Below are 11,856 nucleotides of genomic sequence, written 5' to 3'. Positions count from 1 at the left end.
AAGCTGACGCTGGTCGGGAGTTAGTTCTATCGTTGGGGCAACATTCATGAGCGTTTAATTGAGGGTTGGAGGGAATATACGATGTCCCCAGCTAATAATTACTATAATTTTTGAAATTAAGTACTAGCATTGTGCCTCAAACAAGCCTCTGAACTACCCTATTAAGTTGGGAGACAGTTTTACTGCCGACTGTAAGAAACAAATGCTAGTTGGTCGACAGTTTAACGGTCTTCCATCGAAGAAATACATCGCACACAAAGCCAATCCTACATCTGGTCTGGAGCGGAGATGCCCAGGATCCCCAGCCCGTTTGCCAGAACTTGGGCTACTGCTTTTGCCAGATCCGCACGTGCTTGTACCAGCTCTTCTGCTTCACCAAGGATTCTGCAGTCGTGATAGAAAGTGGTGAAATCAGAAGCCAGATCATTCAGGTAATTGATCAGTCGGTGGGGTTCGCGCGCTTCGGCGGCACTCTCTATCATTTCGGGGAAGCGGATCATCGTCTTGACCAGCTGTATTTCGGCAGGATGCGTCAGTACTTCCAGGTTAGGTTCACTTTCAAAGCTGTACTCCTCTTCCACTTTGCGTAGAATGCTCTTGATCCGGGCATGGGCATATTGCAGGTAGAACACCGGGTTCTTTTCCCCTTCCTCTTTCGCCTCTGCAATATCGAACTCCAGGTGGGTATTGGGATCGCGCATCAGGAAGAAGAAACGGGTAATATCCGACCCCACCTCATCCATCAGTTCGTCGAGCGTCACAAAGTTGGCTTTTCGGGTACTCATCTTAAACGGCTTGCCCTTGTTGACGAGTGTCACAAACTGGTAGACCACCACGTCTATCTTAGAAGGGTCATACCCCAGCGCCTCAATACCGGACATCACATCGGGATAGGTTGCGATGTGATCAGCCCCAAAAATATCAATGCACTGATCGTATCCCCGGTCCAGTTTGTTGGCGTGATACGCAATATCAGGCATGCGGTAGGTGGGCTCACCAGTGCTTTTGATCAGGACCGTGTCTTTGTCCTTGCCGAACTCCGAGGTTTTGAACCAGGTTGCTCCCTCCTTTTCATACGCCAAGCCTTTTTCACGGAATGTTTCCACAGCACGGTCGATGGAGCCATCTTCGTAGAGCTCCCGTTCGTTAAAAAACCGATCCATCTTTATGTTCATGCGGTTAAGTGTCTTCTGGATCTCTTCAAAGATAAGGGCTTCAGCCTTGTCCTTGAATGGTGTCACATCCTCGCTATCCACCAGCGCATCGTCCTGCTCTTCTATTAAAGCGGCTGCAATTTCTTTGATATACTCGCCCTGGTAGCCATCTTCAGGGAATTCGACATCTTTGCCAAGCTCTTGCAAATAGCGAGCTCGTACGCTTTCACCCAGCACACGCATCTGTCGGCCGGCGTTGTTAAAGTAGTACTCGCGATCAACCTTCGCCCCGGTCCATTCCAACAATCGTGCGATGGTATCACCAAGCACAGCATTGCGTCCATGGCCTACTGTCAGCGGTCCTGTGGGATTGGCGCTCACGAACTCAACCTGGAGCTTTTGACCTTCCCTGTGATTCGTTTTTCCGAAATCTGTAGCCAGTAAAAGAATTTCAGCCAGCTCATCATAGAGGTAGGTATCGGCATACCGGAAATTGATAAATCCGGGACCTGCGATCTCTACTTCCGCTATTCGTTTGGGATCGTAATCCAGGTTCTCGACAATCTGCTCTGCAATCTTCCGTGGATTGTTCCGGAGCGGCCGTGCCAGCATCATCGCGATGTTGGTGGCAGCATCGCCGTGATCGGGTTGGTTGGGTTTTTCGATTTCAATCTCTTTGGGCCGATCTTCATCGGAGAGATCAAACTGTTTCAGTGAATCGCTAATTATGGAACGCAGGTAATCCTTCATTCAACAATTTTCTTTAGGGCTTAATGTGAAACGCCAAATATAACGCTAATGGAATGAAGAATTAAAAATTAAGAATTAAGAATTATTTTGACGTAGTGTTAATAAGATTGAGCTTAGTATTCTCTTTAGTTCTTCACAGTCATCAATTAGTGAATTAGCCAAATTTCTAGAAATAATCCCGCTATCTCTTATTAGTCTAATCCAGTAATGCGTTTCTCTGGCCTCCTTATATGAAATAAAAATCTTAGCCTGAAAATCTTTCCTTGATTGTCCCCCAATAGCTTCTTCAATATTTGCGCCAATAGAAGTTCCAGATCTTAAAATCTGTTTGGACAATACATACTCATTATGGTCGTCAACCATCAATTGATGTAATTTTATAATCCTTAATGCAAATGCATAACTTTTTTCTTGGATAACATTCTCTTTACCCATTACAATACCCAGAATTATTAATTCCTAATTTTTAATTCTTCATTCTTAACTATTCAATCAATCCCTTGGCGCGGAAGCTGGTGTAGCTGTCGCCGGCGATGATGATATGGTCATTGACCGGGATGCCGAGCAGCTTGCCCGCTTTTACTACGCGATTGGTAAGTTGAATATCCGCTTTGGATTCGTCTTTGTTTCCACTGGGATGGTTGTGCAACAGCAGAATACTCTGGGCTTCGTTGAGCACCGACTGGCGCATAATCTCGGCAGGATCAACGATGGTGGCCGTGGAGCCACCGGAGCTTATTTTATGATACCCCATCAGGTATTTAGCATTGTTAAGGAAGGCGACAAGGAAAACTTCCTTCGTTAAATCGCGCAATTTGGGACCAAAATAGGCAACCGCTTCCTGCGGGGAAGTAATTTGAAGCTGGTCGCCCAGCGAGGCCACCTGTATGCGACGCGAGAGCTCAAATACGGCTTCCAGTGTCAGGGATTTCACCTTGCCCATCCCGGGAATTACCTTAAGGTCCTGCCACCCTTTACGGGCCAGGTGACGCAGCCCGTCGAAATGGTCGAGCACGGCCTGCGACATCTGGATGACATTCATTTCCCGGCTGCCTGTGCGTAGCAATATCGCCAGCAGCTCGGCATCGGAAAGACTCTCTCCTCCGTATTTCATCAGCTTTTCACGTGGCTGCTCATCGGGACGCATCTCCTTGACCGTGCGATTTCGAAATTTATCAGCTTCAAACGTCTCTTTTTCTTCTTCTCCGGATTCTGTTGGTTTTGACATGGATTAATCTCTTTTATTAAAAGTTCTTTCCCTATAGAGAGGATTCAAGACAAATCCTTACAAAAAAATTTTTTTAGACATGAAATATGATGTCAGACGGCAGGGGTGAGAGGTTTGGTCTGATTTGGAGTATCCCAAAGATCTATTTTCGAACCGTATGGACAGCAGAGCTGCTGACAAAGCGTTCCGCACCGGAGGTACGGAACGAGATAAGTGAGACGACAAAAGTAAGACGTTTGACCTGAGTTGAAATATCCTTACTCACCATAAGATCTATTTTTCGAGCGGTATGTACAGCTACAGACATAGCGTTACGCGCCAGAGGTAAGTGGAAGTTGGAAGTTGGAGGATAGAATCTGGTATTTGGGGCACGATGCATCATGCCCTTACAATTTTGAAACTTTGCTCTCGTGCCCTGCCACCGGTGCGAAATATACACTGCTGTATATAATGATAACGCGTTTTCCTGGTTAGTCATCTTCACGGGCGACCCATAACGATGGATGTACCAGACAATCTGCGGAATCCGCGTCGTCTGCGGGCCCTGTCGTTCTCCCGCTAATTATGCAGATCGCGCAGAGGCCATATGCAGCTCTAAATTCAACAGGTAAATATGTTGATGATATTCGCGATTAAATCTCGCGCGATACCTCAAAAGTGGCATCCAATTCATCATCTTATGTCTGCCGTCTCACTTCTCACGTACCGCCTTAGTCGTCATCCGGTCCACCCATAAGAGGTTCGTTCGGAGCGCGAATGCTGGCATTGGGCAGCCCTTCCGGGTAATTTTGCTTGCACATCTCCAGTGCCTCGATCACCATCTCCAGGTGCATCTGTTTTGACTCCTCATAAAAACTCTGTGCCTCATCGCTGAGCTTTGGCTTGCCGTGTAGGGGGCGATCGCTTACGCACAGAAGCGTGGCATTGGGGATGCGGTAGCGATACCCATTCGTCGCCACCGTCGCCGACTCCATGTCGATAGCAATGCTCCGACTCATATGGATCTCCTCCACGGTTCGCCGCTTGATAAACTCCCAGTTGCGGTTCGAGGTAGTGTACACGGTACCCATGCGATGACTGCGATCGTATTTGTCGAGCACCTCTTTCAGATACACATTCAGCAGGTAGTTAGGCGTAATGGGGATGTTCAGCGGCAGAATGTCATCCAGCACACCATCCGCCCGCAGGAAACCGGTGGCCAGCACAAAATCACCAATGCTCTGGTGATTACGCAGCCCACCACAATGGCCCACCATCACCATCGCATCCGGACGCAGCACCGCTACATGATCGGTGATAGTCTTGGCATTGGAGGGGCCCACGCCGATATTAATGAGCGTTACTCCTTTATTATCGGGCAGCACGTGGTGATAAGCCGGCATCTGTATGCCTCCCCGATTAGGCTTAATGCAGTCGGGATACTTGTTATTAAAGACCTCTACATGCATATCATAATTCGTAAACAGGATGTAGCGCTGGAAATCCTCGGGCTTGGTCCCCGTGTAATGCTCCAGCCTGTTCAGGGAGAGATCGATACGCTCAGGACTAAACAGGAACAGTTTCTTCTGGGTGATATCCCATTCATCCTCATCGGTGTTATCGAGTAGGCTGGGGTCGTTCATCGGGACAATCTTTCGGGATGGTTGAACCTTGATATATGCCCCCTTCTCAGCCAGTTTCGTCAACTCCCGCTGCAGGTACCAGCGGTAGGCCTTGGGTTTGGCCATCTCCCCGTCAATCACCGGGTTGTGCCTGGACCACGAACGCCGAACCAATACTTTGGGATATTCTCCCTGATCATAGATATCTTCCATCAGGTCGCAGGCCCGGGTGATTTTTTCCTGGATCGACTCCTGTGGCATAAGATCTTCTTTATGAAATTCGAACTTTTTGTCAGTCGTTACTTCACTCATGAGTAAAAAACCGTTCCGTTTTAGCGTTGAGTCATGGTCTGTCGAACAGCAAAATAAGGAATATGAGACACCAATATTTAATCTTTTCAAACATCGGCTTCGTCTGAATTCAGAAAATATAGAAGGAGATTTCTATATCATTGATGCCCCCAACTGGGTCAACGTCATAGCCATCACAGCCGATCGCGAGGTTGTGCTGGTGGAACAGTTTCGGTTTGGAGTTGACAAGCCCTCCCTGGAGATTCCCGGCGGTGTGTGCGATCCGGGTGAGTCTCCATTGGAAACGGCCAAGCGCGAGCTGCAGGAAGAAACGGGCTATATCTCAAAAAAATGGAGTAGCCTGGGCAAAGTCAGCGCGAATCCAGCAATTATGAACAACTACAACTATTTTTTCCTGGCGGAGGAGTGCGAACCCAACGGCACTATGAACCTGGACCAGCATGAGCGAATTAAAGTGCACAAACTCTCATATCAAGATTTCCTCGATCGCGTAGAGGATGGGACCATTGATCACTCCATTGTGGTGGCCGCAGTGGCGAAATTGCTTTTACGTGAGACGTGATATGGCAGAGGTGAGTTGTTCTCTATTTGTACTGATTGAAAAGTGATTAAAAAGGAAGAGTCACACAGTTTAAAACGAATTATCTTCCTCCCCAAGCCGGGCCATGGTCTCCCGGACCGACGCATCATCCAGTCCCATCCGCTCCAGGAGCCGTCGGTAGCGTGGTTCGCCCCGCAGCGGTGCCCATACCGGGTCCACTTTTATAAGCACATTACCTCCTATATCCTCAAGAAGATTCAGTGCCCTTTTCTTCTCACCAAGCGATGTATAAATGATGGCTTCTGGAAAAGGGTGGGGACCAAACTTATTCCGCAGACTCCTGAGCACTGCTCGTGCCGAATCCGGCTGTCCTGTTAGGGCGTAGATGCGGCCTAGCATCGCTAGACTGAATGGAGATGGATTTACCTCGACAGCACTGAGCGTCTCATGCAGGGCATTCTCAGGCTGTCCCTGTGCCAGAAAGACCTCAGCCATATATGCACGGGCAAGCCAGAAGTCCGATTGAAGAGTGAGTGCACGCTCGAAGTGACGTCGTGCCTGCCCGTAGTTTTCCCGGTAGAGGTGATTCCAGCCCAATGCCTGCCAAATGATAGGAGAGGCGGGGTCTAGGTTTACAGCCTTTTTCAGATAGGGCTCAGCCTCCTCAAACCGGCCCATACGGCTTAGATAGACACCATAATCCCGGTGGGCATTAGCCAGGCCCGGATTGAGTAGGATTGCTCGCTTCAACCACGGTCCACCCGACCGAAAGTCCTTGTTCAGGCTATAGTGGATAAGTCCCATGGCAACATGGGCTTCCGCGCTTGTCGAGTCCAGCGCCACCGCCCGCCGGCCCGCCGCCCGGGCCAGCGAGTCGGCGTTCAGCCCGTGGGGAAGATGTCCGCCGGCAATTGGCGCGAGCCATGCGGTGGTGGAGAGGGTCGCCCAGGCCGGGGCAAACGTCGAGTCGACCTCGATCGAGCCCAACAAAAGGCGAACAGCCTGGGTCAGGCTCAGGCCCGTCTCCTGGAACCGAAGATGACGCCCTTGCAGATACAAACGATACGCTGTTGGATCCACTTGTCGAGACGCGGCCAGCTGATCGGTTTCCCCGGGCAATAGTTCCACTTCCAGCTCGCGGGCCACCTGCCCGGCAATCCGGCTTTGAAGGTCAAGGATATTTTTAAAGGGGTACGTGTAGCTGTCGGCCCATCGGTTGAGCCCATTACCGGCATCAACAAGCTGGGCACGAATGCGAACTTGATTCCCGACCAGCTGAACGCTGCCCTCCAGCAGGTGAGCCACGCCGAGCTCCCGCCCTATCTCGGGGAGCGTCATGTCGCTGTCCTGGTACTTCATGACCGACGTGCGACCAATAACCGCTAAATTTCGTATCTGGGCCAGCCGGGTAAGGAGCTCATCGGTCATGCCCAGGCTAAAATAATCGGCGCTGTCTTCCCTGCCCAAGTAAGTAAACGGAAGCACAGCGATGGATTTCTGATCTAACGGTGGATTAAAAGTTTCAGTGCCGGTTTCCGGCTGTACGTTACTTTCACCAGGTCCTGCCGGGTCGGAAAATATGCCGGGAAAGACCACCATGCCAATAATGATTGCAAGCACGACTATCATGATGCCGGCAACAACCGGTTTGGTCAGCTTGCGATCCGGGAAAACCGGGGAGCCGGATTCCGATGAGTTGGCTTTAAGCTGCTTGTTCAGGTTGTTTAAATCCACCAACATCTCTTCGACGTGCTGGTAGCGATCCCCCGGGTCTTTGGCCAACGCTTTCAGTATGATACGCTCCAATTCCATCGGCACGCCGGTTCTCCGGGCGGTGGGCGGTTCCGGGTCTTCGCTCAGTATGGAATAAAATACGGCCTGCTCGTATTCTCCTGTAAACGGCAGTTGCCCGACCAGCAGTTCATACAAAACTACACCCAGGGACCATATGTCACTGCGCTGGTCGACCTGCTCGCCCCGGGCTTGTTCGGGTGACATATAGGCCGCCGTACCCAGTATAGTCCCTTTTTTGGTCAGCGCGGTTTGCCCACGTAATTTCGCCAGGCCAAAATCCAGTATTTTGACAATACCGTCATTGGTCAGCATGATATTAGCCGGTTTCAAGTCCCGGTGGAGGATATCTTTTTGGTGGGCTTTCGACAGGCCTTCAGCAATTTGTGTGGCAATGGCAACTACATCCTCTACCTTAAAGGGAGTCCCAACCTTTTTCTTTAGCGTCTCCCCCTCATAGTAGGCCATCGCCATAAACAGCCGGCCATCGGTGGTTTCCCCAATTTCGTAGATGGTGCAAAGATGGTTATGGTCAAGGGCGGAGGCAGCCTGCGCTTCATGGGTGAACCGTTTATTGGCATCCTCATCACGACTTAGGTTTTGAGGCAGAAATTTTAGGGCGACGGGGCGTTTGAGGTTAAGGTCCTCTGCTTTGTAGACGACCCCCATGCCTCCGCCACCAAGCTTTTCCAGGATATTATAGTGGCTAATCGTCTTGCCTACCATCCCTCTCCCTCTAACAGTTGATCGAAGTGAACCAGATAAATACTGCAGCTATACTGCATATGTATTGAATTAACTTACAAAACTTTCCCTTATAAATCTTATCAGTAAACATCACTGGCTTAGCGATGTTTAAAGTAACGTTTCTGTTTATATGTTTACAATACTACGTCTCCTCTCTCACGGCTCACATTTTTGGAAGGAATCTGCCTGAACAGGGTCTGTAAAGAAACACTAATAAAAAATCATGTCTGGATAGTCGCTCTATGACAGGAAACTTAAATATATTGTAGGCTGGCGTTCAATTAATACAAACTTACCCTCAAACGAATAAAATGCACTTATATCCAAATGACATCTCTGAAGAAATAGCTCGTGTTTCATCAAAAAGAAAGAAAACGGATTCATTATAAATTGTCTTAAACCCGGGTTACCTATAAAGGCAAATATGGGAAAACTCCATAAGAAGCTGAATCAGCTTTTTACAATGCTTTCAAAACTTAATCAAAAAGGCAAAATAGTAATGAGGTTCGCCTCAACATCTCACGTCTGCCGTCTCACATTCAGTAGAAAAAGTAATTGCAGTATCAAAAAGAGGGCGTTATTATATACGGTCTGTGAAAAAACAGCTGGTACGGAAACGAAACGACAAGAAATACAATTTATATCCTTCCTGGTTATTTTCAACAGGAACACCAATCCCTACAGGAGGAACAAATGATAGATACCGGAGATAAAATAAATACTGACTTTTCGCTCAACGTAGTGCAAAATGGCGAAGAGAAAGAGGTAATATTTGGTGATCTGCTGGATCGCCCGACGATTGTCTCTGTTTATATGCGGAACAATACCTCCGGTTGTGACAAGCAGAATAAGAGCCTGGCCGAGCACGCCGACTGGTTTGATGAGAAAGGATACAACCTTATAGCCATTAGTAAAGACACCTGCGGATCGCATAAAAACTATGCTGAAAAACTGGGCATAAATTATACCCTGGCCTCCGATCCGGATTACAAATTCGGGGAAGCCACCGATTCGGTAGTTGAGAAAAAGATGTTTGGCAATACATACGATGCACCGACCCGTTCGGCGTATGTGCTTGACAAAGATGGAACCGTTTTGGGAATTATTGAAAAAGTTAATACGAAAGCTCATGCTGAAGAGTTAAAAGAGCTGATTGAAAACCTGTAGCACCTGATTACATTATGAAATCGTTAGTCATTGTAGAGTCACCCACAAAAATTAAAACGCTCAAGAAGTACCTGCCCAAAGACTATGTCATCGATTCGTCGATGGGCCACATCCGGGATCTCCCCGCATCTGCCAAAGAGATCCCCTCCAAATTCAAGAAGGAGGAGTGGGCGAACCTGGGTGTCAACACCGATGAGGATTTTGATCCTCTTTATGTTATTCCATCGGGTAAAAAGAAAGTGGTTAAAAAACTAAAAAAGCTTCTTAAAGATGCCGATGAACTGGTACTCGCGACTGATGAAGACCGCGAAGGAGAAGCCATTTCCTGGCACCTGGTCGAAATACTAAATCCCGATGTGCCGGTGAAACGGATGGTATTCCGGGAAATCACCAAAGAAGCGATCCAGGATGCCCTGAAAAATTTCCGGGATATCGATATGAACCTGGTGAACGCGCAGGAAACGCGCCGCATTATCGACCGTCTGGCGGGCTACACAATCTCCCCTCTGCTATGGAAAAAAATTGCCCCAGGACTCTCAGCCGGACGCGTACAATCGGTGGCTGTTCGGTTTTTGGTTGAACGGGAACGCGAGCGTATGAAATTCCGCTCGGCCCGTTACTGGGACCTGAAGGCACAACTCAGCAAGTTGGATGACAGCGATATTTTTGAAGCCGATCTGACCCACCTCGACGGCAAGCGACTGGCTTCAGGCAAAGATTTTGATGAAAACACGGGCAAATTGAAAAAGCCCAAATCGGTAGTCCTGCTGGATGATAAAAAAGCCTCTGATCTCCGGGATGATCTGGATGAAGCAGACTGGAAAGTATCTGAGGTCAAAAAGAACCGGCAGAAACGAAATCCCGCGCCGGCGTTCATCACCTCTACGCTTCAGCAGGAAGCCAACCGGAAGTTTGGATACTCGGCGAAACGTACCATGCAGATTGCCCAAAAACTCTATGAAAACGGGCTTATCACCTACATGCGTACTGACTCAGCACGACTGTCGGGACAAGCCATCAATGCGGCTCGAAACGCCGTTGAAGATGAGTACGGCAAAGACTACCTGTTTAAACGCGCACGGAATTACGGTGGTGGTTCGAAAGGAGCACAGGAAGCGCACGAGGCAATTCGTCCGGCGGGGAGCTCCTTCACCAAACCGGAAAAAGCCGGTCTCAGTGGTCCGGACTTCAAGCTCTACGACCTGATCTGGAAACGCACCATTGCAACACAGATGGCACAGGCCGAGCTCGAATTCACGAATGTCGTTATAGAAGCAACAGCCAACGGTACCAAAGCCGAATTCAAAACGAGCGGTAAAAAGATCCTGTTCCCCGGCTTTTTCAGAGCCTATGTTGAGGGCAGCGATGACCCGGAAGCAGCATTGGAGAACCAGGAAAATTACCTGCCGGAACTCACTGAAGGCGAAGGTATTGAAGAGCACGGCATCGAGCCGATCTCCCATGAAACCAAACCTCCTTCACGATTTACTGAAGCAACACTGGTGAAAGAGCTCGAAAAACGGGGCATCGGCCGACCAAGCACCTACGCCAGTATTATCAGCACAGTGCAGGACCGTGGCTATGTGGAGACCGATGGCAAAACGCTGATACCGACGTTCACCGCTTTTGCAGTTACCGAGCTTCTGGAACGCAACTTTCCAGACCTTGTGGACAGTGACTTCACCTCCGAGATGGAAGACAAGCTGGATAAAATTGCCCAAGGGGAAGGCGATCCCAAGGAGTATCTCAGTGGATATTACAAAGGAAAAGATGGGCTAAAAGCCAAAGTTGAGTCCCGTGAGGACAAGATTGATCCACAGGAAGCCCGCCAGCTGCATCTCCCGCTCAAGGACCTGGATAATATTGATGTACTGGTCGGTCGCTACGGTCCATACATCAAATCGAAGCGCAATGGGGATGAAGTGACCACCTCCATTCCCAACCAGTGGTATCCCAGTGACATTACGGTTGAAAAATTGGAAGAACTGGTAAAAGCTGAAGAACAAGGACCCAAATCAATAGGGGATCATCCGGAAACCGGGGAACCAATTTTCGTGCTGAATGGACGTTATGGACCCTATGTGCAGGTCGGCGAAGTAACGGACGATAACAAAAAGCCGGATCGGGCTTCCCTGCTCAAAGGTATGAAACCAGAGGATGTGGACCTGGATTTGGCCCTTCAACTGCTTGATCTGCCGCGACTGTTGGGTAAACATCCGGAAACGGGGAAAGATGTGCGTGCCGGTGTTGGACGCTACGGACCGTTTGTAGTGCACGACGGTACCTTTGCATCGCTCCGCAAAAACGACCACGTACTTGAGGTGGATCTGGATCGCGCCCTGGAACTATTGGCCCAAAAGAAAAAGCCCAAACGCAGCAACGAAATAAAAAGCCTGGGTGAACATCCCTCCAATGGCAAAAAGGTGCGTGTCATGACCGGACGTTATGGTCCATATATCAAGTATGGCAAAAAGAATATCAGTTTGCCTGACGATGTGGACCCGGAAGAGGTTTCCATGGACGATGCGGTAAAACTGATTGCCGAAAAAGAGGGCTAGCCCTGCG

Annotated in this window: 8 protein-coding genes; 3 read left to right on the top strand and 5 right to left on the bottom strand. The window is 49.1% G+C overall.

What is annotated here, in order from left to right; genetic code table 11:
- Nucleotides 1-266: 266 nt before the first annotated feature.
- The 4 genes from argS to NC796_RS21565 all read right to left on the bottom strand — a co-directional run bounded on the left by argS (nt 267) and on the right by NC796_RS21565 (nt 5,045).
- Nucleotides 267-1,904 carry an arginine--tRNA ligase gene (gene argS, locus NC796_RS21580; protein WP_310687652.1) on the bottom strand — a complete coding sequence of 546 codons (1,638 nt, stop codon included), beginning with the start codon at nt 1,902-1,904 and terminating at the stop codon, nt 267-269.
- A 75-nt stretch (nt 1,905-1,979) separates the two neighbouring features.
- Nucleotides 1,980-2,339, bottom strand: a complete 360-nt coding sequence (locus NC796_RS21575; protein ID WP_310687650.1) for a four helix bundle protein — start codon at nt 2,337-2,339, stop codon at nt 1,980-1,982.
- A 49-nt stretch (nt 2,340-2,388) separates the two neighbouring features.
- Nucleotides 2,389-3,132, bottom strand: coding sequence for a RadC family protein (radC, locus tag NC796_RS21570; protein WP_310687649.1), 744 nt, complete (start codon nt 3,130-3,132; stop codon nt 2,389-2,391).
- A gap of 710 nt (nt 3,133-3,842) precedes the next feature.
- Complete coding sequence (locus NC796_RS21565; RefSeq protein ID WP_310687647.1) at nt 3,843-5,045, bottom strand: AMP nucleosidase; 1,203 nt, start codon at nt 5,043-5,045, stop codon at nt 3,843-3,845.
- On the opposite strand from NC796_RS21565, the gene NC796_RS21560 reads away from it, so the two are divergent.
- Nucleotides 5,044-5,607, top strand: coding sequence for an NUDIX hydrolase (locus NC796_RS21560; protein ID WP_310687645.1), 564 nt, complete (start codon nt 5,044-5,046; stop codon nt 5,605-5,607). The genes NC796_RS21565 and NC796_RS21560 overlap by 2 nt on opposite strands.
- A gap of 69 nt (nt 5,608-5,676) precedes the next feature.
- Here NC796_RS21560 and NC796_RS21555 read toward each other — a convergent pair whose 3' ends face one another.
- On the bottom strand, nt 5,677-8,103 hold the full coding sequence (locus NC796_RS21555; RefSeq protein WP_310687643.1) for a protein kinase domain-containing protein: 2,427 nt from the start codon (nt 8,101-8,103) through the stop codon (nt 5,677-5,679).
- A gap of 714 nt (nt 8,104-8,817) precedes the next feature.
- Between NC796_RS21555 and NC796_RS21550 the strand changes: the two genes are divergently transcribed.
- Nucleotides 8,818-9,291 carry a redoxin domain-containing protein gene (locus NC796_RS21550; RefSeq protein ID WP_310687641.1) on the top strand — a complete coding sequence of 158 codons (474 nt, stop codon included), beginning with the start codon at nt 8,818-8,820 and terminating at the stop codon, nt 9,289-9,291.
- 14 nt (nt 9,292-9,305) lie between these two features.
- Nucleotides 9,306-11,849 (top strand): type I DNA topoisomerase, encoded by a 2,544-nt coding sequence (gene topA / locus NC796_RS21545; RefSeq protein ID WP_310687640.1) that lies wholly within the window; start codon nt 9,306-9,308, stop codon nt 11,847-11,849.
- Nucleotides 11,850-11,856 lie beyond the last annotated feature (7 nt).

Origin of the sequence: Aliifodinibius sp. S!AR15-10, assembly GCF_031569985.1 — a bacterium.
In the GTDB taxonomy this organism is placed as follows: Bacteria; Bacteroidota; Rhodothermia; order Balneolales; family Balneolaceae; genus JAMQKA01.
Note: the sequence above shows the minus strand (reverse complement) of the source record. Positions and strands in the feature narration are given on the sequence as shown.